At 69.7% G+C, this 21,819-nt stretch carries 20 protein-coding genes, 1 pseudogene and 2 riboswitches; of the genes and pseudogenes, 9 read left to right on the top strand and 12 right to left on the bottom strand.

Features of this window, described 5'->3' with window-relative positions:
- Positions 1 to 9 precede the first annotated feature (9 nt).
- The 3 genes from cobBC to G7071_RS10080 are packed head-to-tail and all read right to left on the bottom strand — an operon-like array spanning position 10 to position 5,053.
- A complete protein-coding gene (gene cobBC, locus G7071_RS10090) occupies positions 10 to 2,364 on the bottom strand; it encodes a bifunctional hydrogenobyrinic acid a,c-diamide synthase/histidinol phosphate aminotransferase CobBC (protein ID WP_206062758.1) in 2,355 nt (784 codons plus the stop codon).
- Complete coding sequence (gene cobO / locus G7071_RS10085) at positions 2,361 to 2,975, bottom strand: cob(I)yrinic acid a,c-diamide adenosyltransferase (protein WP_166318125.1); 615 nt, start codon at positions 2,973 to 2,975, stop codon at positions 2,361 to 2,363. Before cobO ends, cobBC begins: the two co-directional genes overlap by 4 nt.
- Positions 2,975 to 5,053 (bottom strand): VWA domain-containing protein, encoded by a 2,079-nt coding sequence (locus G7071_RS10080; protein ID WP_166318122.1) that lies wholly within the window; start codon positions 5,051 to 5,053, stop codon positions 2,975 to 2,977. Before G7071_RS10080 ends, cobO begins: the two co-directional genes overlap by 1 nt.
- Positions 5,054 to 5,093: 40 nt before the next feature.
- Positions 5,094 to 5,233: riboswitch (cobalamin riboswitch) on the bottom strand.
- A gap of 53 nt (positions 5,234 to 5,286) precedes the next feature.
- Here G7071_RS10080 and cbiE point away from each other — a divergent pair.
- Positions 5,287 to 6,519 (top strand): precorrin-6y C5,15-methyltransferase (decarboxylating) subunit CbiE, encoded by a 1,233-nt coding sequence (gene cbiE, locus G7071_RS10075; RefSeq protein WP_246209923.1) that lies wholly within the window; start codon positions 5,287 to 5,289, stop codon positions 6,517 to 6,519.
- Here cbiE and bluB read toward each other — a convergent pair.
- The 7 genes from bluB to G7071_RS10040 all read right to left on the bottom strand — a co-directional run bounded on the left by bluB (position 6,504) and on the right by G7071_RS10040 (position 12,883).
- Positions 6,504 to 7,133, bottom strand: a complete 630-nt coding sequence (gene bluB, locus G7071_RS10070) for a 5,6-dimethylbenzimidazole synthase (RefSeq protein WP_166318116.1) — start codon at positions 7,131 to 7,133, stop codon at positions 6,504 to 6,506. The two genes, cbiE and bluB, sit on opposite strands and share 16 nt — an antisense overlap.
- Positions 7,130 to 7,882: a precorrin-4 C(11)-methyltransferase gene (gene cobM, locus G7071_RS10065; protein WP_166318113.1), complete on the bottom strand. Its 753-nt coding sequence runs from the start codon at positions 7,880 to 7,882 to the stop codon at positions 7,130 to 7,132. The genes bluB and cobM overlap by 4 nt, the downstream gene beginning before the upstream one ends.
- Positions 7,882 to 9,396, bottom strand: coding sequence for a precorrin-2 C(20)-methyltransferase (locus tag G7071_RS10060; protein WP_166318110.1), 1,515 nt, complete (start codon positions 9,394 to 9,396; stop codon positions 7,882 to 7,884). The genes cobM and G7071_RS10060 overlap by 1 nt, the downstream gene beginning before the upstream one ends.
- A complete protein-coding gene (locus tag G7071_RS10055; RefSeq protein ID WP_166318107.1) occupies positions 9,393 to 10,070 on the bottom strand; it encodes a precorrin-8X methylmutase in 678 nt (225 codons plus the stop codon). The genes G7071_RS10060 and G7071_RS10055 overlap by 4 nt, the downstream gene beginning before the upstream one ends.
- Complete coding sequence (locus tag G7071_RS10050) at positions 10,067 to 10,867, bottom strand: nitrite reductase (RefSeq protein WP_166318104.1); 801 nt, start codon at positions 10,865 to 10,867, stop codon at positions 10,067 to 10,069. The genes G7071_RS10055 and G7071_RS10050 overlap by 4 nt, the downstream gene beginning before the upstream one ends.
- Before the next feature lie 96 nt (positions 10,868 to 10,963).
- Positions 10,964 to 11,169, bottom strand: a riboswitch (cobalamin riboswitch).
- 147 nt (positions 11,170 to 11,316) lie between these two features.
- Positions 11,317 to 12,327 carry a tyrosine-type recombinase/integrase gene (locus G7071_RS10045; RefSeq protein ID WP_246209922.1) on the bottom strand — a complete coding sequence of 337 codons (1,011 nt, stop codon included), beginning with the start codon at positions 12,325 to 12,327 and terminating at the stop codon, positions 11,317 to 11,319.
- Positions 12,328 to 12,688: 361 nt separating this feature from the next.
- Positions 12,689 to 12,883, bottom strand: a complete 195-nt coding sequence (locus G7071_RS10040) for a hypothetical protein (protein ID WP_135268400.1) — start codon at positions 12,881 to 12,883, stop codon at positions 12,689 to 12,691.
- 305 nt (positions 12,884 to 13,188) lie between these two features.
- Here G7071_RS10040 and G7071_RS19215 point away from each other — a divergent pair.
- Positions 13,189 to 13,602, top strand: a pseudogene (locus G7071_RS19215) (transglutaminase-like domain-containing protein); the annotation flags it as partial.
- Between the two features lie 169 nt (positions 13,603 to 13,771).
- Positions 13,772 to 13,960, top strand: coding sequence for a hypothetical protein (locus tag G7071_RS19210; protein WP_227492395.1), 189 nt, complete (start codon positions 13,772 to 13,774; stop codon positions 13,958 to 13,960).
- An 11-nt stretch (positions 13,961 to 13,971) separates the two neighbouring features.
- Here G7071_RS19210 and G7071_RS10030 read toward each other — a convergent pair whose 3' ends face one another.
- Positions 13,972 to 14,982, bottom strand: a complete 1,011-nt coding sequence (locus G7071_RS10030) for an AraC family transcriptional regulator (protein WP_068111730.1) — start codon at positions 14,980 to 14,982, stop codon at positions 13,972 to 13,974.
- A 125-nt stretch (positions 14,983 to 15,107) separates the two neighbouring features.
- Between G7071_RS10030 and G7071_RS10025 the strand changes: the two genes are divergently transcribed.
- The 6 genes from G7071_RS10025 (at position 15,108) to G7071_RS10000 (ending at position 20,786) form a co-directional block, all read left to right on the top strand.
- Positions 15,108 to 15,428: a 2Fe-2S iron-sulfur cluster-binding protein gene (locus tag G7071_RS10025; protein ID WP_068111727.1), complete on the top strand. Its 321-nt coding sequence runs from the start codon at positions 15,108 to 15,110 to the stop codon at positions 15,426 to 15,428.
- Positions 15,429 to 15,445: 17 nt separating this feature from the next.
- A complete protein-coding gene (locus G7071_RS10020) occupies positions 15,446 to 16,852 on the top strand; it encodes a cytochrome P450 (protein ID WP_068111724.1) in 1,407 nt (468 codons plus the stop codon).
- A complete protein-coding gene (locus tag G7071_RS10015; RefSeq protein WP_068111721.1) occupies positions 16,849 to 18,051 on the top strand; it encodes an NAD(P)/FAD-dependent oxidoreductase in 1,203 nt (400 codons plus the stop codon). Before G7071_RS10020 ends, G7071_RS10015 begins: the two co-directional genes overlap by 4 nt.
- A gap of 62 nt (positions 18,052 to 18,113) precedes the next feature.
- Positions 18,114 to 18,902 (top strand): lysophospholipid acyltransferase family protein, encoded by a 789-nt coding sequence (locus G7071_RS10010; protein ID WP_229856503.1) that lies wholly within the window; start codon positions 18,114 to 18,116, stop codon positions 18,900 to 18,902.
- 41 nt (positions 18,903 to 18,943) lie between these two features.
- The gene (locus G7071_RS10005; protein ID WP_135268398.1) at positions 18,944 to 19,555 is read left to right on the top strand and encodes a TetR/AcrR family transcriptional regulator; all 612 of its coding nucleotides are present in this window, start codon (positions 18,944 to 18,946) and stop codon (positions 19,553 to 19,555) included.
- A 133-nt stretch (positions 19,556 to 19,688) separates the two neighbouring features.
- Positions 19,689 to 20,786, top strand: a complete 1,098-nt coding sequence (locus G7071_RS10000; protein WP_068111716.1) for a BtrH N-terminal domain-containing protein — start codon at positions 19,689 to 19,691, stop codon at positions 20,784 to 20,786.
- 400 nt (positions 20,787 to 21,186) lie between these two features.
- On the opposite strand, the gene G7071_RS09995 is transcribed toward G7071_RS10000, so the two are convergent.
- On the bottom strand, positions 21,187 to 21,519 hold the full coding sequence (locus G7071_RS09995; RefSeq protein ID WP_166318101.1) for a MarR family winged helix-turn-helix transcriptional regulator: 333 nt from the start codon (positions 21,517 to 21,519) through the stop codon (positions 21,187 to 21,189).
- Positions 21,520 to 21,819: the final 300 nt, after the last annotated feature.

Below are 21,819 nucleotides of genomic sequence, written 5' to 3'. Positions count from 1 at the left end.
CGGGGTCCTTCACGAGGTGGGCTGGGGGGTCTGATCGATGGCAGTGAGCAGTCGGTCCGTCATGGGCTCGGGTCGCACGGCGATCCGCGCCCAGGTGGAGTCGAGGCCGGGGAACGTGTCCGCACGGCGTACGGCTATGCCGGCATCACGCAGGGACAGCCGAGCCCCTCCGAGGCGGGCGAGCACGAACGGGGCCGAGGAAGGGACGTGCTCGATGCCGCGCTCGGTCAGGCCGGCGATGAGGTGGTCGCGCCAGCGGCCGATCGCGAGCGCGCGGTCCGTGGCTTCGTCCGCGGCCCGAGCGGTCGAGCACGCGACGAGGGCTGCCACGGCGGGTCCGGCAGCCGACCACGGCGTTTGCAGGCGCGCGAGCTGGTCGACAACCTGCGGGTCGCCCGCGAGATAGCCCGCCCGGACTCCGGGGATCGACCAGTGCTTGGTGAGGCTGCGGATGACGATGACCCCGTCGAGGCGTTCGCGGACGAGCGACTCGACCTCGCCGGGGACGGCGTCCATGAAGGCCTCGTCGACCACGACGAGTCGACCCGGGCGTTGCAGGCTCCGGATCAGCGATGCCGGATGGAGGACTCCCGTCGGGTTGGTGGGATTACCGATCACGATGAGGTCCGCGCCGTCGGGGATCTCCGATGGATCGAGGGTGAGGTCGGACCGGCACAGGACGGTGTCGACGACGTGGCCCGCCTGCTCGAGTGCGGCATGCGGCTCGGTGAACTGCGGGTGCACCACGACCGGGTGCCGCCAGGGTTGCCGCGCGATCAGGGTGAACGCCTCGGCAGCGCCCGCAGTCGGCAACACCTCGCCTACGGGCCGGCCGAGGTGCCGGGCGACGGCGGCCCGTGCCGGCGCTGCGTCCGGATAGGCCGTGTCGTCGATCGCGGCGTGCAGTGCGCGGTCGAGCCAAACCGGTCGTTCCCCGACATACACATTGACCGCGAAGTCAAGGAGCCCGGCGCCGGCCTCGGCATCGCCGTGGTGGCGGAGCGGCTCGACGGGTGGCACGTCGACGACCATCGAGATGTGCGGGGAGGCGTTGTTCGCTGCGTCCGCAAAGCGTTGGGCGAGCACCGGGTGCCCTGCCCAGTGCACGTGCAGGTAGGACGCGTGCCACGTGTCGGTCGAGAAGCCGGTGGGCACTCCGTCGATCTCCCACGCGTCACCGTCACTGGCGACGGATGTCTTATGGAACTCGTGCCCGGTCACCTGCTCGCCAGCCCTGGTGAGCAGCGAGTCGGTGAGCGCCGTCGCGGTCGGGTAGCGGAGCGTCAGCCGATCGCTCATCTCGGCACTGACCGGGACGACACCAGCCATCTCGACGCCGTCAAGGGTCTCGGTGAGGTAGAGCAGCCCGGCACATTCGGCCACCGTCGGAATGCCGGCTGCGACTGCGACTCCCAGGTCGTCGATGAGGCTCCGGTTGGTGGCCAGCTCAGCGGCGTACACCTCGGGAAAGCCGCCACCGAGGTAGATCCCCTGCGTGCCCGCGGGCAGTGCGCGGTCCACCAGCGGGTCGAACGCCACGACCTCGCAGCCGGCTGCCGCCAGCAGCTCCTCGGTCTCGGGATAGCGGAAAGTGAAGGCCCGTCCGCCCGCGACCGCGATGACGGGTCGACCAGGCACCCGGCGAATCTCCGAGGCCGGATCCCACGGCACCCCGTCGAGCTCCGGTGCCAACCGCGCGACCGCCAGCAACCCGTCGAGGTCGAGGTACTTCGCCACTTGCTCGCCGAGCCGCCCGACCAGCGCGACCGAGTCGTGCCGCTCAGCGGCGGGCACAAGCCCAAGGTGCCGCGAGGGCGTAGCCAGGTCCTCGTCGCTGGGTAGCACGCCAAGCACGGGCATCGACAACGCACGTCGGATCTCCTCGACGTTGCGGTCGGAGCCCGCGCGGTTGAGGACGACGCCGGCGATGTCGATGTTCGGGTCGTACGCCGCCATACCCGCCGCGACCGCCGCCACCGAGCGCGACTGGCGGGCGATGTCGAGGACGAGCACCACCGGGGACCGTGTGAGGGCGGCGACGTGGGCGGTCGAGGCGAAACCGTCTGTGCCGAGCCGGCCGTCATGCAGGCCCATCACGCCCTCGATGACCGCGAGATCAGCACCCAGGGCTCCGTGCAGCAGCAACGGCACGATCCGCTCCTCGCCGACCAGGTGCGGGTCGAGGTTGCGGCCGGGGCGGCCCGAGGCGAGGGCGTGGTAGCCGGGGTCGATGTAGTCGGGCCCAACCTTGTGCCCGCTGACTTCGTGGCCGGCGGCGCGCAGCGCGGCCAACAACCCCGTCGCGATGGTGGTCTTGCCCTGCCCGGTCGAGGGGGCGGCGACCACGAGCCGCGGCAGGCTCACCACTCGATGCCCTTCTGTCCCTTCTGGCCGGCGTCCATCGGGTGCTTGACCTTGGTCATCTCGGTGACCAGGTCGGCGATCTCGATCAGCCGGGGGTCGGCGTTGCGGCCGGTGATGATGACGTGCTGGAAGCCGCTTCTCGTGCGCAGCGTCTCGACCACGTCGTCGACATCGACCCAGCCCCACTTCATCGGGTAGGTGAACTCGTCGAGGATCAGCAGGTCGTGCGTCTCCGCAGCGAGTCGTCGCTTGATCTCCTGCCAGCCCTCGACCGCCGCCGTTTGGTGGTCCTCGGCGTCGCCCTGCTTGCGGGTCCACGACCAGCCCGACCCCATCTTGTGCCACTCGACCGGACCACCCTCGCCGGTCTCCTCGTGAAGCCGGCCGAGCCGCTCGAGCACGGTCTGCTCGCCGATGCGCCACTTGGCGGACTTGACGAACTGGAAGACCCCGATCCGCCAGCCCTGGTTCCAGCCGCGAAGCCCGACCCCGAAAGCCGCGGTCGACTTCCCCTTGCCGTCGCCGGTGTGCACCATCACCAGCGGGCGGTTGCGGCGCTGACGGGTGGTGAGCCCGTCGTCGGGGATGACGGTCGGCTGACCCTGGGGCATCAGGCCACCCCCTGCCCGAAGAGGTTGAGCGCGGTGTGGCTGCGGACGGCGCCGGTCAGTGCCTCGGCGCTCACCTCGGCGACCGGCAGGTGCTCAGCGCTGAGCACCTCGGCGAGCCGCACAGCGAGCCCGAGCCGCAGCGGGCCGACCTCGGAGTCGATGACGACAGTGGTGATGCGCAGGCCAGCAACGTGCTCTGCGGCGCGCATCGAGCGGGCGACCGCATCGGCGCCGTCGGTGGCCCGACCGTCAGTGACCACGACCAGGAGCGGTCGCAGCCGTGGATCGCGCAGTCGCTCCCGGTGCAGCACCTTCACCGCCTCGAGGAGACCCGCCGCCAATGGTGTCCGGCCTCCGGCCGGCAGCTCTTCGAGCCGCGCCGCGGCGATCTCGACCGAGTGCGTGGGCGGCAGGACGAGCTCGGCGTCCTGCCCGCGGAAGGTGATCAGTCCGACCTTGTCGCGCCGGCGATAGGCGTCCATCAGCAGCGAGAGGACGGCGGTCTTGACCTGGGTCATCCGGCGACGCGCAGCCATCGACCCTGAGGCGTCCACGCAGAAGAGCACGAGGTTGGCCTCGCGTCCCTCCCGCACGGCGACCCGCAGGTCCTCCGCCCGCACGTCGACGCGACCGCTGGTCCGCCCCCGCGCCGGCTGCTGGCCGGCGGCCGCGAGCAGCGTCTCGACGAGGTGTAGTGAGCCGCTGTCGCCGCGGGTCGCACCGACGCGTCGACCCGTGCGTGCCAGCGCCCGGCTGCGCCGGCCGGCAGCCCCCTCCCCCAGCCCCTGGACGGTGAGCAACCTGGGGCGGTAGGCCGCTGCGGCGCCCACCACCGAGCCGGGACCCTGCTCGGGTGCGGGGGCCGGAGCAGGGCCCGGCCGCGGCAGCTCGGCGTCGGGGTCATCGGGGTCGCGCGACGGGTCGGACTCGCCCACAGGCGAGTCCGACCCGTCATCGGCGTCATCGGGCAGGCCACCCTCGGCTCCATCGTCGGTAGCCGGAGGCCGGGTCGGCTCGTCCGGTGCCCGCCCCTCGGGCGGTTCGGGCGGCAGCTCGTCGTCGCCGAGCACCTGGTCGAGCAGATCCTCGTCGAGTCCGGGGGCGTCGAACGGGTTGCGGCGCCGGCGGTGCGGAAGCGACAGGAGCGCGGCGCGACGGATGTCCTTGCGCGTCACCTCGTCGCGGCCGGCCCACGCGGCGTGCGCGACCGCGGTCCGGGCGGTGACGACGTCCGCGCGCAGACCGTCGACCTCGAAGGCCGCGCAGACCTCGGCGATCTTGAGCAGCGCGACATCGGTCAGCCGCACCTTGACGGCGCGCTCGCGCGCCGACTCGATGCGCTCGGTCAGCGACCGGTCGAGGTCGCGGTAGCGTTCGGTGAAGGCGGCCGGGTCGCCGTCGTAGGCCATCCGGCGGCGTACGACCTCAGCGCGCAGCGAGGGCTCGCGCGGCGCCGCCACCTCGACCGTCAGGCCGAACCGGTCGAGCAGCTGGGGGCGGAGCTCCCCCTCCTCGGGGTTCATGGTGCCGATGAGGACGAAGCGGGCGGCGTGCTCCACCGAGACCCCGTCGCGCTCGACGGTCACCTGGCCCATCGCCGCCGCGTCGAGCAGCAGGTCGACGAGGTGGTCGTGGAGCAGGTTGACCTCGTCGACGTACAAAATCCCGCGGTGCGCGCGAGCGAGCAGTCCGGGCTCGTACTCCACCTTGCCATGGGAGAGTGCTCGCTCCAGGTGCAGCGAGCCGAGCACGCGGTCCTCGGTGGCGCCCACCGGCAGCTCCACCAGCCGGACCGCTCGGGTGTGCACCTCCGCGTCGCCGGCGAACGGACCGTCGGGCGAGGTGGCCGCCGGGTCGTCGGGGTCGATTGAGAACCGGTCGGCGGCATAGACCTCGACCGGCGGGAGCACCGCGGCCAGAGCGCGCACGGTGGTCGACTTGGCCGTTCCCTTCTCGCCGCGCACCAGGACACCACCGATCTCGGGGGTGATCGTGGTGAGGACGAGAGCGAGGCCCATGTCGTCGAGGGCGTCGGCCTCGCAACCGAGGACGGCAGAAAATGGGTAGTGCTGTGGCATGTGAGGCTCCCGCTCGCTTCGCCATCGATCCTGTGCAATCGACATGGTCTGACGCGAGGCCGGTCTTCGGACTTGTCGGGTCCCAACTCGTTCAAGGGCCTGATTTACCGCAGCGGGCCTGTGCCGGTCTCTCACCGGCTTCCCAGATTCTCCCCGCCGACCATGGCTCACCGTTTCCGATGGACAGGCCGTTGGGGCACCTCGTGCCTGCGGTGACGATAGCGTGCTTTCTCGTGCCCGACTCGACTCCCCCACCGACGACGCCAACCGACAAGGTCGTCACGGTCGTCGGGATCGGCGCCGACGGCTGGTCGGGACTCCCCGATCCCCTCCGCGAGACCGTCCTGCAGGCTGCCGTCGTCGTGGGCGGCGAGCGCCACCTGGCATTGCTCCCCGACGTCGCCGGGCAGCGGCGACTGGCGTGGCCGGCCCCTCTGCGCGTGGGCCTGCCCGACTTCGTGGCGGACCTCGGCACATCGCCCGTGGTCGCCCTCGCGTCCGGCGACCCGCTCGTCTCCGGCATCGGCGCGACCCTGATCGAGGTCCTGGGTCGCGACCGCGTCCTCATCCATCCGGCCGTCTCGTCGGTCGCGCTGGCCCGAGCCCGGCTCGGCTGGCCCGCGGAGTCGTGCGCCGTGATCAGCCTCGTCGGTCGAGACATCGCACTGGTGCGCCGCGAGCTGGCGCCGGCACGCCGCGTCCTGGTGCTTTCGTCCGATGAGCACACACCCGCCCGGGTCGCGACCCTGCTGACGGAGGTGGGGTATGGCGGAAGCGTGCTCCACGTCCTGGGTCAACTCGGCGCCCCGGACGAGTCGCACATGAGCGGCACGGCGGCCGGCTGGTCCGCTACGTCACCTCGCCTGCACGTGCTGGCGCTCGAGCTGGCCGGCCCGTCCGTGGCCGGCTGGGCGACCGGCCTGTCCGACGACGCCTTCGAGCACGACGGCCAGCTCACCAAGCGCGACCTGCGGGCCGCCGCCCTGGCGAGGCTCGCACCGGTGCCCGGCGAGCACCTGTGGGACGTCGGCGCCGGCGCCGGCTCGATCGGCATCGAGTGGATGCGCGCCCACCCCACCTGCCGCGCGACCGCCGTCGAAGGCAACGACGAGCGCGCCGCTCGGATCGCCCGAAACGCGGCCCGGCTGGGCGTGCCCGGCCTCGCGGTGGTCACTGGGCGCGCCCCGGCCGCGCTCGACGGGCTCCGCCCGCCCGACGCGATCTTCGTCGGCGGCGGCGCCACGGCACCCGGCGTGCTCGACGCGTGCCTGGCCGCGCTGGCGCCCGGCGGCCGGTTGGTCGTGCACGGTGTCACGATCGAGACCGAGCAGCTGCTGGCACAGGCCTACTGCGAGCACGGCGGCGAGCTGACCCGGATCGCGGTAGAGACCGCGGCGCCGGTCGGCCGGTTCACCGGCTGGGCGCCGGCCCGCACGGTCACCCAGTGGGCCTACACCCGCGGCTGATATCGCTCCTCGTGCAGCACCTCGGCAAGCGGCGACCGGTGCCGCCAGCCGAACCGCTCCAGGTCCGGCACCTCGGGTAGGTGGCCGACCGCCCCGACGCACAACCAGGCCACGGGTCGGACGCGGGCCGGGAAGCCGACCAGCTCGCGCAGGAACTCCTCGCGGTAGAAGCTGACCCACCCGACGCCAAGCCCCTCGGCGGTCGCCGCGAGCCAGAGGTTCTGGATGGCGCAGACGACCGAGTAGAGCCCGGCGTCGGCGATGGCGTGGCGCCCCAGGACGTGGGACCCACCGCGGCTGGGGTCGTAGCCGACGACGACGCCGAGCCCGGACTCGACGATCCCCTCGACCTTGATCCGGGCGAAGGTCTCCGCCCGCTCACCCTCCAGTGACCCGGCGAAGACCTCGCGCTCGCGTGCCACGTGGGCGCGGAAGGCCGCAAGAGTCTGCGGAGACCGGACGAGCACGAAGTCCCACGGCTGGCTCATCCCGACGCTGGGCGCGCAGTGCGCCGCCGCCAGGACCCGCTCCAGCGCGTCCTGGTCCACCGGCTGCCCGGTGAACTCGCTGCGGGTGTCGCGCCGCCGGTTGATCACGTCGTAGAGGTCGTTCACTGCTTGCTGCTCCGCTCGCGCCCTGCGGCGTACAGGAAGGACTCGCCGCCCGGACGCGGATCGAGCGCCCGCCCGACGAGGATTACCGCGGCCATCCTCAATCCTGCCTCCTCGACCAGGTCGGCGATGGTGCCGACGGTCCCGCGCAGCACCTGCTCCCCGGGCTGGCTGGCACGGTGGACAACGGCGACCGGGCAGTCGGCGCCGTACTCGGCCTCGAGCTCGACCATCAGCTCACGTGTCCGGGTGATGGCGAGGTGCAGCACCAGGGTGGCGCCGGTCGCGGCGAACGCCGCCAGCGACTCGCCGACGGGCATAGCGGTGGACCTGGCCTGCGTGCGGGTCAGCACGACCGACTGGGAGATGAGCGGCACCGTCAGCTCCCGGCCGACGAGCGCGGCGGCCGCGGCGTAGGCCGGGACCCCGGGCGTGACGTCCCACGAGACCCCGGCAGCGTCGAGGCGCCGGGTCTGCTCGGCCAGGGCGGAGTAGACCGACAAGTCGCCCGACGCGAGGCGGACGACGTCCCGGCCCTCACGGTGGGCCTCGACGAGCCGCTCGGTGATCTGGTCGAGGTCGAGGTCCTGGGTGTCGACCAGGGCCGCGTCGGGACTGACGTGGCCGAGCACCTCGGGGTCGAGGTAGCTGCCCGGGAACAGGACCACGTCGGCGGTGGCGAGCAGCCGGGTTGCACGAACGGTCAGCAGGTCGGCGGCCCCGGGGCCGGCGCCCACGAAGTGAACGGTCATCAGGCCTCCACAAATCGGGGGGTCCAGACACCCGCGGGACTGACGCGGGTGCTCTCGGCGCCGACGATGAGCAGGCACTTCATGTCGATGCTCTCCGGGTCGAGCTCTGCGAGCGTGGTCACGGTGAGGGACTCCTCGTCCCGGCCGATGTCGCGGCCGACGACCACGACGGTCTCGGGCTTGCGGTGCTCCAGCAGCACGCGCTGCGCGGTCGCGACCTGCTCGGTGCGCGAGCGGGAGGCCGGGTTATAGATCGCGAGCACCAGGTCGGCCTCGGCGATCGCGCGCAGCCGGCGCTCGACCACCGGCCACGGCTTGAGCCGGTCGGAGAGCGAGACCACGGCGAAGTCGCCACCGATCGGGGCACCGGCCCGCGCCGCCACCGCCTGCACGGCGCTGACGCCCGGCAGGACGCGGATCGGAACGTCGGCGTACGCCGGGTCCTCGGCCGCCTCGAAGACGGCCGCGGCCATCCCGAAGACGCCCGCGTCGCCGCCCGAGACGACCGCGACCTTCTCCCCCGACCTCGCCAGGTCGAGGGCGAGCCTGGCCCGGTCAACCTCGACGGTGTTGCCCGAGGAGTGCCGGGTCAGCCCCGCACGCTGCGGTACCCGCTTGATGTACGGCCCGTAGCCGACGACGTGCGAGACCCTCGCCAGAGCCTCGCTCACTTCGGGTGTCAGCCAGGCGTCGGGGCCGGGGCCGAGACCGACGACGAGGAGCTCGGCAGCGCCGCTCGTCGCGAGAGTGAGTTCCTCGGCCACCGCCGAGGTGTGGCGCGAGCGGGACCCGTTGAGGGAGTCGCCGGTGACCACGATGAGGGAGAAGTACGGCACCGACTCGGGGTCCACCTCGGCCACGGGCAACCAGCGCTGCTCGGGCATCGACGCGCGCTCGACGTAGAGCGCGTGGTCCAGCCGACCGGCGGCCTCGAGCGCTCGGCGTACGGCGGGGAAGGTGCGGCCGAGCTTCATGATGATCGCGGCGTCGGTGTCGGCCAGGCGGCGCGCGAGCTCGGGCTCGGGCATCGTGCCCGGGAGCACCGTCAGGACGTCGGTCTGCCGGACCAGCGGGCTGGCGGCGGCGGCGGTCGCGGCCACGAACGCGGGCACGCCGGGGACGATCTCGGTCGGGAAACGCTCGGCCAGCCGATCGTGCATGTACATAAAGGAGCCGTAGAACAGGGGATCGCCCTCGGCGAGCAGGACCACATCGCGCCCGGCGTTGAGGTGGTCCGCGAGCCGGACCGCGGACTCCTCGTAGAAGTCCGCGAGCGCGCCGGCGTAGCCGCCCGGGTGGTCGGTAGCTCCGGTGGTCACGGGGTAGGTCAACTGCTCCTCGACCACGCCCGCGGGGAACAGTCCGCGAGCGATGCGGCGGGCGTTCGACTCCTTGCCGACGCCAGCGTGGAAGGCGATCACGTCGGCCCGCTCGATCAGCCGGGCGCCCTTACGGGTAATCAGTTCGGGGTCGCCGGGTCCGACGCCCACGCCGTAGAAGTGGCCGGTCTTCATTCCTTCTCCTGCGCGAGTGCGTTGAGCGCGGACGAGGTCATCGCCGAGCCGCCTCGGCGGCCGCGGACGGTGACGTAGGGGATGTCGATCCCGTGCTCGGTATTCAGGTCGATCAGTGCCTGCTTGGACTCGGCGGCGCCGATGAAGCCGACCGGGCAGCCGACGATCGCGGCCGGCCTGGGGCCGCCGTCGAGGATCAGCTCGAGCAGGTGGAACAGCGCCGTCGGGGCGTTGCCGATCGCCACCACGGCACCCTCGAGATGGGGCTCCCACAGCGAGACGGCCGCGGCGGTGCGGGTCGTGCGCCACGACCGCGCGAGGTCCAGGACTCGCTCATCGTTGAGGAAGCACAGCACGTCGTTGTCCCTCGGCAACCGGCTCCGGGTCACCCCGGTGGCGACCATCGTGGCATCGCACAACATCGGCGCCCCGGCCTCAAGCGCGGTCCGCGCGGCCGCAGTCAGTCCGGGGTGGACGACGAGATCCTGGGCCAGGTCCACCTGTCCGCTGCCGTGGATCATCCTGACCGCGAGCTTCTCGGCCTCGGCGGGCACCCCGGAGAGGTCGGCCTCGCGCCGGATCGTGGCGAACGAGTCGAGGTAGATGTCCGGCCCGACGTCGACGTAGTCGTAGTGCCGGCGCGGGCGTCGCAGCTCTGCCGTCGTCTCGTTCATGTGTTCTCCTGGGGGACGAGGACGCCACGCCATGGGGTGATCACGACGTCGGCGACACCGGCGGTCAGCCCGGCCACGGTCCGCCGGTCGAGGCCAGCAGTGACCTCGACGTGCCGGCCCCCCGGCACGTCGCCGAACGGCAGGGGTGGTGCGGCCTCCGGCAGACGTGGGTCGGGGTCGTCGGGACGCACGAGCGGTTCGACCAGCTCGACGACGTGCCATGGCGCCGTGGGGCCTTCGCCTCGGCGTACGGCGAACTCGTGGGCCAACGCCGCGACCCGCTGGGCGACGGTGTCGATGGGGACCACGGGGCCGAGCCCGTCGCCGACCCGGAGCTGGGCCGACTCCTTGTCGAGGACGATCAACCCGAGGTCACAACCCCGGTCGACCAGGTCGCCGCGGCCGTCGTCGAGCACGAACAGAAATCGGCCGGGCAGCATCGCGAGGCCCGGGTCTCCGCACAGCCGCGCGTCCAGGTCGGCGGCCACCGGTCGGAGATCGACGACACCACCAGCCAGACCGGTCTGCGGAGACATCATGACGTTGCGGGCCAGCTCGTGGGTGCGGGTCGGCAGCAGACCGGTCGCCTCGATCGCCGCGATCACCTCGGGTGCGAGGGCTCCGTCAGTGCCGGGCAGGGCGCGCACCTGAAGGTTGGCGCGAGACGTGACGTGGACCCGAGCGTCGCCGTACTGCTCCGCCACCTCGACCAAGGCACGCAGCGACGCCGACGACACCCGGCCGCCGATCAGGCGCAGGCGGACGAGCAGTCCGTCGTCGGCGGGCCACGGCCGCATCGCGCCCGGACAAAGGTCGCCTCGGCTGCGGGTGCTGGACACTGCTTTCGCCTGTCTGGTCAGGGCCCGTTCGCGGGACCACTCTCGACCTGGCGGCGATTGCCGCTAGGGCCAGCAGGTCTTCGGACTCGGGATCAATCGGGACGGCGCGCCTTCCCGGAGCCGGTGCTCCAGTGGCTGCCACCTCCGGAGAGGCAGCGTGCTCCGCCCGTCACCCTCACCGCTGCGCGTCAGCCCCGGATTCGCACCGGGTTCCCTGACTCCACGTTGCTCGGAGTACGACTGGCCCGACGAGGGTAGCGCGCCGGCGCCACACCACCTCGGGAGGTCCCACCTAGGAACCCGCGTCATCCTGCTCATCCAGGACCACGAGGTACGCGTCCTCAACGCCACCACCGGCGAACTCCTCCGAGCTCACCACCGACACCAACAAGACCTACCAACCCCAGTCATAGCCCGAGTTCCCTGCTCGACGTTGTCGCGAGCGCCTCAAGGGGGCGGATGTAACGGTTCACGAGCACGGTCAGGTCCCTGTGGCGGGTCTGGGCCGCGATCCGATCGAGAGGCACGCCTCCCAATGCTGCGGCGGTGGCGTGGCCGGCGCGTAGGGAGTGGGCGGCGATCCGGGTGCCGTCGAGGCCGGCGGCAACGGCTCGGGCGCGGAGCATACGGGCGACGACGTGCCCGGACAGCGGCTCAAGACTGACCGAGCTCGCCCAGATCCGAGTGAACAGCGCGCCCGGCGTCTCGCCCCTCATGGCCTGCCAGGCACCGAGTGCTGCGACGGGGTCGGTGAGCGCGTGTTGTCCGTGGGCGACCGCGACGACCTGGCCGTGGCCTTCCTGGTCCATCTTGGACTTGCGAATGTTGAGCAGCAGCCCGGCGGGCTTGGGCTCGACATCGGCGAGCGTGAGCGCGACGATCTCTGCGCGGCGCATGGCGGAGGCGTAGCCGAGCAGGATGATCGCGGTGTCGCGGATGCCGATGGGGGTGGTGCGGTCGATGCTCCCGAGGATCTGGCGGATCTCGTTCACGGCGAGAGGGCGAGCCAGGCGCCGTGGTGCCGCGCCGTAAATGCGCATCAGTCCGCGGCGTACTTGCCGGACGGCTTCGGAGGCGACGGGGTCCTCGGCGCCAGTCATGCGGTGGACGTGTCGAATGGCGGTGCAGGACATGTCGAGGGTGCCGGTCGCTTTGCCTGCTTCGGCACGTTCGGTCAGGTAGGCGCACAGCGCAAGTGGGTCGCCGGGCAGTGCCGGGATGCCGCGGGCGGCACACCAGCGTTCCCACTGGCTCCACACGTTGGCGTAGACGGTGCGAGTGGCCTCGGTGCGCGCGGCGCTTATGGCCACTGCGATGCGCGCGGCGTCAGCCTCGGTCAGACCGGACGGAAGGCCGGTGGCGGTCTCGAAGGAGGGGTGGGCATGGGAGCTGGCGCTGGCCGGAAGGGCGGCGCTCATCCAAGTGGTCATGCTGGGGTTGTAGCGGTCGGCTCGGTTACGCAAGCGCCACGGCCGGCGCGACGGAACCGGCGACGTCACACAAGGCTGACTTTGTGATGACCGAGTCAAGTTAGAAAGCTTTCAGGCTCGGTTCCCCAGAGGGAACCGAGCCTGAATTTTGTAGCGGGGGCAGGATTTGAACCTGCGACCTCTGGACGCCGTCGAGGGCGTCGCGACTACTTCGGTCCTGGATCGGAAGCTACCGATTCGCACGGTGTGGTGAGGGATGCGCCCTCGCGTCCGATCTCAGGATACCCGCCTGGCACCGAGTAGCGCGGGCCCAATGTGGACCGTAAGTGGTACCGGGTCGAATCCCCTGTCAGCCTTCGGCGGGCGCTCCGCGAGCATCGCGCTGGCCACGGTCGTAGGCCTCAATCCCGCCCTCGAACCAACAGTGCGTCGCTAACTGGATGAACGCGGCGTCTACGCCGAGAGCGTCGACGTTCTTGCCAGCGTCGTGCAGCAACGCGGCCAGCATCGGGTTGTCCGGGCTTGGCCACGGCGGCTCAGGCATCTTCGCCGCTCGCGGAGTCGGCCAACTCCCGTCGCATGTCCTGCTCCCAGGTGTAAGTCTCAGCCTCTACCCACGGATCCTGCTCGGTCACAGCTTCAGACTGCCACGACCCACCCACCTCGCGACCGCGACGGGCGAAGTCCGGGTGAGTGCGACCTTCGCGGCTACTAGACGATTCCCGTAGGGCCGGTGTCTGGCCAGACTCGGTCCAGGTGATCGGCGGGGAGCTCTCCACGCGGCTGCCCACCGGCTGTTCTGGTGTGGCTCACTATCGGTCTGCAGCCCGCCGATCACCGTGACGAGGCATGGCTCAAGAAGGGACTGCCCTGCTCGTAGTAGCAATGCCCACTGGCGGCGGCGATGACGCCGACCGCGGGACCGCACCTCGAGCGACCTTCTTCCTTGATCACGACAGCGCTTCGGTGCGCGACTTCACCGAGCAGGTGATCGCCGGCGCGTCGAGCCCTCGTGAGCGAGCGAGCCTCCTCTTCGCAGCGGTCCGGGACAGGGTCTGGTACGACCCCTACTCGGTGTCCCGAGATCCTGCGCACTACCGGGCGAGCTACGTGCTCGAGGCGGGCCGCGCCTACTGCGTTCCCAAGGCGGTGCTTCTGACCGCGGTGCTGCGGGCCGTGGGCATCCCCGCCCGGCTGGGCTTCGCTGACGTCCGCAACCACCTGCAGACCGACACCTTACGGGCCGTCATGGGTGGCACGGACCTGTTCGTGTACCACGGGTACTGCAGCGTCCACCTCGACGGGCGATGGATGAAGGCGACGCCGGCCTTCAATGTCGAGCTGTGCGAGCGCTTCGACGTGCCCCCGGTGGACTTCGACGGACAGAGCGACGCGCTCATGCACGCCTTCACCCTCCGACGGCACCCGGCACATGGAGTACGTGCGGGACCACGGCAGCTTCGACGACCTCCCGCTGGACCGGATCCAGACGGCCCTCGAGCAGACCTACGGCCGCATGGCCCCCGGCGTCGGGCTTGCCGACGACGCCTTCATTGGTCCTGGGAACGCCGGGGAGGCCGGCGAGCATGCACCCGTGGACCCGTCAGGAAGCTCGGACTGAGCACTCTCGCCTCAACGGACCTCGTGCTCACGTCGGAAGTGGCTCGGTGAGCTGCCGGTCCATTTCTTGAAGGCGTGCGAGAAGTTGGTGAGATCGCTGTAGCCCAGCTCGTTGGCGACCTCGCCGACCGACGTGGAGGGGTCGAGAAGCCGCTTCCTGGCGCGGTCGACCATCGACTGCTGCAGCAGCTCGCGGAAACTGGTCCCCTCAGCGGCGAGGCGCCGTTTCAGGGTGCTCGAGGACATCGAGAACTCGTCCGCGACGGACTGGATCGTCCTTGCCCCGGACCCGTCGTCGAGCAACGCCCAGACTCTGCGGGTGAACTCCGGGGTGTCGGCTCGGCACGCGAGCGCCTGCTGGAGCTCGGTGACGGCGAGTTCGTAGGAGATCGGGTCGGGGAAGCGGCAGGCAGCCTGAAGCGTCCTCGCGGGCATGTGCAGGTAGGAGAAGGGGGCGTCGAACTCGAGCCGGGACCGGCTCGCGGCCTCTCGGGGTAGCACGCTCGGCTCCGGCCAGTGGCTGTGCATGGTTGCCTCCGAGGCCTCGACGACCACCAGGTCGATCAGCCGTAGGAGTGCCAGTCCGCAGTAGGTGACGACCAGACAGTCGAGATCGGGGTCGCCTGCGTTCCCCGACAGCCGGATCGTCAGGTCGTCCTGCTGCGGTTGGAACTGCGTGGTGACCGCGTTGGTGATCAAGGGCAGATAGGTCAGCAGCTCCACGACTTCTTCGACGGTGCACGCGCTGACCAACGGGACACTCAACGGTCCGAAGGATGTGAGCTGCGCGTGTTCTGCGCAGGCGATCCCGAGCCGGGTGGCCTGCTCGATGTCGAGGTCGGGATAGACCTCGCGGAACCATCGCAGCGGTGCCTCGCCCTGGGTCCGGATGAGAGCCAGCTCACCGGTTCCCTCGCGCGCCATGATGACGCGAAAACGCTCGACGGCGTCCGCGTCGATCGCCGGACTGCTCAGCAGTTGCACGAAGGCCAGCGACGGGACGCCTGGCTCGTCTGTCCTCACAGGCAATCCTCACGTGATCCGAATTCACAACATACTGACACGATACGACATGGCTTTGCCGGGGACAGTCGACAACAATCATCATCGAAACGTCTATCCGGTAGGCAAAGGTAGGAGAATTGTCGATGGCAGTGGTCACCTTCATGTCGCACGATGGGGAGCAGCACGAGGCCCCGCTCGAGGAGGGCAGCTCGCTGATGCAGGTGGCGACGAACAACGCCATCCCGGGCATCGATGCCGACTGCGGCGGCGAGGCCGCATGCGGCACCTGCCACGTGATCGTTGATCGCGCCTGGGCCGACAAGGTCGGCCGGTCCGGTCCCGAGGAGGAGGAGATGCTGTCGATGAACCCCGAGCGACAGCCGACGTCTCGCCTGTCGTGCCAAGTCAAGGTCTGCAAATCGTGGGACGGCTTGACGGTGCAGTTGCCCGAGTTCCAGATGTAGCAGGAGGGTCAAGCCCGATGAAGTTCCCAGAAGTGAAGATCCCAGAAACAGTGAAAACGAAGGTGGAGTCCGCCATCCCCCTGGAGCGACAGATCCAGGGCGCGCGCCTCTACGACAAGGGCCGGCGTTGGGTCACCGGCGCGAACGGGCCGATGTTCGTCGAGGCCCGGATCCCGCCGGTCGAAGAGGTCCCCCTCGCCGAGATCGACCTCAGCAACCCGTTCCTCTACCGACAGGGGCGGTGGGCGTCCTACTTCGAACGTCTGCGCAACGAGGCTCCGGTCCACTACCAGCCCCACAGTCCCTTCGGCCCGTTCTGGTCGGTGACGCGTCACGCCGACATCATGGCGGTGGACAAGAACCACGAGGTCTTCTCCGCCGAGCCTCTCATCGTCATCGGAACACCCCCGCGGTTCATGGACGTCGCGATGTTCATCGCCATGGACCCGCCCAAGCACGACATACAGCGGCGCGCCGTACAAGGTGTCGTCGCACCGAAGAACCTCCACGAGATGGAGGACCTCATTCGCGAGCGCGTCAGGGACGTCCTGGACAACCTGCCCGTCAACGAACCGTTCGACTGGGTGAGCACGGTGTCGATCGAACTGACCGCCCGCATGCTGGCCACGCTGTTGGACTTCCCCTTCGAGGAGCGGCACAAGCTCGTCGAGTGGTCGGACCTGGCAACCTCGATGGAGCAGACCAACGGCGGCCCGGCCACTACCGACAACGACGAGCTGTTCCGGGGCATGCTCGAGATGGCGCGAGGACTCACTGAACTCTGGCACGACAAGGCCGCCCGGCTCGCGGCCGGCGAAGAGCCCGGGTTCGACCTGGTCACGATGCTGCAGAGCGATGAGAGCACCAAGGACCTGATCAAGCGTCCGATGGAGTTCATCGGCAACTTTGTTCTGCTGATCGTGGGCGGCAACGACACCACACGCAACTCGATGAGCGGCGGAGTTCTTGCACTCAACCAGTTCCCCGACCAGTTCGAGAAGCTCAAGGCCAATCCGGACCTGATCCCGAACATGGTCTCGGAGATCATCCGCTGGCAGACGCCGCTCGCGTACATGCGGCGGATCGCGAAGACCGACACCATGCTGAACGGTCAGTTCATCCGCAAGGGCGACAAGGTGGTGATGTGGTACGCGTCCGGCAACCGCGACGAGACGGTGTTCGAGCGGCCGGACGAGCTGATCATCGACCGTCGCAACGCCCGCAACCACATCGCTTTCGGCTTCGGCGTGCATCGGTGCATGGGCAACCGGTTGGCCGAGCTGCAGCTGCGGATCCTCTGGGAGGAGCTGCTCCCGCGCTTCGAGAGGATCGATGTGGTCGGTGAGCCGCAGTACGTGCAGTCCAACTTTGTTCGCGGCATCAGCAAGCTGATGGTCGAGCTCACCCCCAAGGGCAGCGGATGAGCTCAGGGCGCGCGGTGGTGGTCGGCGCCAGCCATGCCGGGGTGCAGCTGGTCACCAGCCTCCGCCGAGAGGGTTGGTCGGGTGAGATCGTGCTGGTCGGTGACGAGTCGGCGCTGCCGTACCAAAGGCCTCCGTTGTCGAAGGCATATCTGGCCGGGAAGTGCTCGCTGAAGGAGCTGGCCATCCGGTCGGAGGACTTCTACGTCAAGCAGGACGTCGAGCGCGTGACTGCCAGCGTGCAGGAGATCGACCGGCCGGCGGGCGAGCTCGTGCTCGGCACCGGGGACCGCTTGTCCTATGACGCTCTTGCTCTGTGCACGGGAGCGCACCCCCGACGTCTCCGCGCCGAGGGTGCCGACCTCGACGGGGTGCACTACCTGCGTCAATCGTCGGGGGTGGAGCGGATCCGCGAGGACGCGATCCCCGGGCGCAACGCCGTCATCGTGGGTGGTGGGTACATCGGGCTGGAGACCGCCGCCTCGCTGCGCTCGTTGGGCCTCCACGTCACGGTCCTCGAGGCCGCAGACCGGGTCCTCGAGCGGGTCACTGCCCCTGAGGTGTCGGCCTTCTTCACACGGATCCACCAAGAAGAGGGCGTCGACGTGAGGACGAACGCCTCGGTAGAGGCCCTGGTCGGCGACACCCGCGTGCGAGAGGTGGTGCTGGCCAGTGGCGAGTCGGTCCAAGCGGACTTTGTGATCGTCGGGATCGGGATCGAGCCGACCACCGAACTCGCCGAGGCAGCCGGCCTGGTCGTGGACGACGGGATCCTCATCGACGCCCACGCCCGCACCAGTGACCCTGACATCGTGGCGGCCGGGGACTGTACGTCGCAGGACATCCCCCGCTACGGCCGACGAATCAGGCTGGAGTCGGTCCCGAGTGCAGTGGAGCAGGCCAAGGTGGCAGCGGCGACTATCTGTGGAAATGACAAGGAGGTGGCGGCGCTCCCGTGGTTCTGGTCGGACCAGTATGACCTCAAGCTCCAGATCGCGGGACTCAACACCGCCTATGACGACATCGTCATGAGCGGTGACCCGACCCGTGACCGCGACTTCACCTGCTACTACCTCCGGAAGGGCGAGCCGATAGCTGCTGACTGTGTCAACCGTCCCCGGGACTTCATGACCACCAAACGCATGCTCACCCAGGGGACTGCGGCCGACATGGCCGCCCTGACAGCGGAGGTGGCGGTGTGAGAAGCCGCAGTGACCGCTGGTCGTGGTCACCATCGAGCCATTGCCCGCCGAGGTGAGCAAGGATGGCTTGGAGGTCGACGGTCTGGACGGCGATGGGAGTCCTGCGTATCGTTCCGGACTTGCGTGACTCGGGTCGGTCCGCGGGCGCGAGAGGCGTCCCCAGAGACGCCCGCGGGCCTGCGTGGTGGCTGGCGTTGCTCGTCTGCAAACCGCTGCTGCTGCTGGGCAGGAGAGCGGACTGGCGCGGTACGGAGCGCCTGCCCGGGTCGGGAGGCGCGGTGCTGGCGGCCAACCATGTCTCCCAGGCCGACCCGCTGTTCCTGGGGGAGATGATCCTCGCCCAGGGCCGGACCCCCCGGTTCATGGCCAAGGCGAGCCTGTTTCAAAGTAGAGCAGTCGGCTGGTGGTTCCGGTCGGCCGGCCACGTCGAGGTCGATCGGTCCGACGGCCGGTCAGGGATCCGTGCCGCGGTCGAAGCCGTGGAGCGTGGCGCTCTTGTCGTGGTGTATCCGGAAGGATCGATCACAAAGCGACCGGATGGACGTCTGATGTCGCTCAGGTCGGGTGCTGTCCGCATCGCACTCGAGACGTCGGCTCCATTGATTCCCGTTGCTCAATGGGGCGTGCAGGCGATCGTGCCAGCCTACGAAGGGAGGGTGGTGCTGGGCCGCCGCCGTCGTCGGGTCACCCTGCTGGTCGGGGACCCGGTGCAACTCGAGGACCTCCGAGAGTTGCCGAGGGCGACGGCAGTCGCTGTAGGGGTGCAGAGGCTTCAGGACACCCTCGCCGTCATGGTCGACCAACTGGCCCACGAGCACGCTAGGAGCGTGCGGGCGTGTCCAGGTCAGTGACGCGAGTCGGTCGCGAGACACGAATCGCTAACCTCTCTGACATGCGGGGACCCTCCATGCGCGAACGGTTCAGGGAGCACATGCGCGCCGCTGTCCTCGAGGCTGCCCACGACCTGATCGTCGACCGCGGCTGGGACCGGGTGCGCATGGGAGAGGTGGCGCATCGTGCCGGGGTGTCGCGAGCGGCGCTCTACAAGGAGTTCGGTGACAAGGCCGGCCTTGGAGAAGCCCTCGTGCTCCGCGAGGCCTCGCGCTTCCTGGAGGGCATCCAGAAGGCGCTGGAGGCACACATCGGCGATGCGAAACGCGGCATCGCAGCAGCCGTCGACTACACCTTGATCGAGGCCGAGCGCAGCCCCCTGCTCAAGGCAGTGCTCATCTCCAACCGAGACCTGGATGCGGGCAGTCAGCCGTCCACAGGGATGCTCCCGCTGCTCACGACATCCGCGCGGCTTCTCGACCTCGCCTCCGACACCCTAGCCGCATGGGTGGCGAAGAGTTACCCGAGTCTTCCCCCAGACGACGTCGTCGACGCGGCCGACACCATGGTGCGCCTGACGGTCAGTCATCTGGCGCTCCCCAAGTGGGACCGAACCGCGACGGCGCGCAAGATCTCCGACGTCGCCGTCCGGTTCCTGTCCCTCGAATCGTGACCTGCACCAGCCCTCACGACCGCCGTCGACCGCGAGCCCCTGCGTGCCTCAGCGAAATGTAGAGTCGCGGAACCCGCCGCGCCCGACCCACCGGCGTACGCACAGAGCGCTGCGAGCCCATCCAGGAGTTGCCATGTCAGCTGAGTTCCTGCCCCGACAGCCGGAGCCGCGGCGGATCCTGCTGGACTATCCCCACCGCGAGGCCGGTCATTGCGGTTCCGGAGCGCTGAGAGACCTCCTGGAGTGGGCCGGTCTCGGCTGGGAGGAGGTACCGAGCGAAGGTCTGGTCTTCGGGATGGGCGGCGGTCTGGGTTTCACCTATCTGCGCGTGCCGGCTCTCACCCCGCCCATCTACTTCGTCGGGCGTAGCAGCGACCTTGAGGTCGACCTTCTTTCGAGGCTCGGTGCAGAGGTCGACGTCCGTGGCACCGACGACCCCGTGACCGGTTGGGGCTGGGTCCGCAGGGAGCTCCAGCGAGGCCGTCCCGTGCTGATGTGGGCGGACATTGCTGAGCTGCCCTACCTCAATGTCCGCCTTCAGATGAGTCGGCATGACATCGTCGTGATCGGTTATGACGACGAGACGGAGAAGGCTTTTGTGGTGGACAACGACCGAGCCGAGGTGCAGGAAGTCTCCTACGAGGCTCTTGCGCGGGCGCGCGCGTCACGGTCGTTCCCCGTGCCCACGAGGCACACCACGTACTTCGTGAACTGGCCCCAGAGCCTGCCCGGTCTCCGCCCGACCGCGGCTTCGGCCCTCGTCGCCTCGGTCGAGAACATGCAAGCGCCGGTAACCGCGATTATCCCGGATACGTCGGCGCTGCCGCCGGATGCCGTTGCTGCTGCGGGGATCAGTGGAGTCGCGGTATTCGCCGAGGATGTCGACCGGTGGCCGGGGCTCATGCCCGAACCGGAACTAGACGTCGCGCTGCGTTCACTCCACGCCTTTGTGGAGAAGGCAGGGACCGGCGGCGGCCTGTTCCGCCGGTTGCAGGCACATTTCTGTGCCGACGTGGCTCGGCTAACGGGGTCCGCTGAGATGGCGAAGGCCGGAACCGCGCTCCTGCGCTGCGCGGACACGTGGTCGGCGCTGGCTGCGGCCGGCCGTAGCGACGCAGCGACGTTCGACCGCTGGCGACGGGTGAATGAGCTCGTCGCGACGCTCCCCAGAGACGAAGACCATGCCATCTCTCAGATGCGCAAAGCGGCGGGCGAACTCAGCGATGGGTGACCAATCGTAGGCAAGTCAGCGAACGCCAGCACGCGAGCACCACCGCCGAGCTCGGGACTGCTGGCTCGGACGTTTGTCTGCTACACCGGCCTCCTGGTGACTCTCGTGCCTGCATCTCCGATGGTGGGTGTGCCCGAAACAGAGGCGTCTCCAACTTCTCGAACCGGCGAACGTGCGCGGCCCCACTTCGCCCTGATGGAGGCGGCTTAGGTCAGACCCTCGCAGGTCCTACGACGGGGCGCAGGGGAGATGCGGGCCCTCGCGTCAGTCCGTCGGTCGTAGTCGGATGGGCTCGGCCGTCGCCGCCCGTGCCAACAGCTGGCCACGCACCACCCGAGCGCGCTCGTCCCGATCGGCCGGCCGCAGGCGCCGGCTCCTCCCGCGTCCGTGCGTGCAAGTGTCAGGCCAACTCCGAGACAAGGTCAATGATATGACGCAGCAGCGGGACCGCGATCGACCGCTCCTCGGCGCTGAGCGATGCCCAGGCCACTGATAACCGGTCGGCAACCAGTCCGCGCTTAGATGCCAGGAGGTCCTCACCGCGTTCGGTGAGCGTGAGGACCCGCCGGCGCCGATCGTTCTCGGCTGCGATGCGACGCAGAAGCCCGGCGGCTTCTAGCGCGGCGGCCTGCTGGGTCACGGTCGGTTGGCTGAGCAACGTGTACTCCGAGATTGCGACGATGCCTTCCCGCCCGCAGGCCTGGACAGCATCCAGCAGTACCAGCTGCGGCACGGTGACGTCCTCGAAGAGGGGCTGCAGTCGGCCCCTGGTCCGCCGAGCGACCGCCAGTAGAGCCAGCACGGCGTCAGCGAACTGCGCGCCGTCAGCCAGCTGCGTGAGGTCCGCTACGCGTCCAGCGTCCGTCCCATCCCCCGCAGTGCCCATGCGCGCACTCCCATCCTTGGACGCCCACCCAATGCCACCCGCGGCGCCGGAGGGCGATGGCGAGCTGTTGCCGCCACGCTACCGAGCGCGTCGGACTGTTGCGGTCCATGGCGCCCCGAAGCCACGGCTCTGCTCGGTGGGCAATGT

This window comes from Nocardioides piscis (assembly GCF_011300215.1).
GTDB lineage: Bacteria > Actinomycetota > Actinomycetes > Propionibacteriales > Nocardioidaceae > Nocardioides > Nocardioides piscis.
This window is presented reverse-complemented; position numbering and strand designations above follow the sequence as displayed.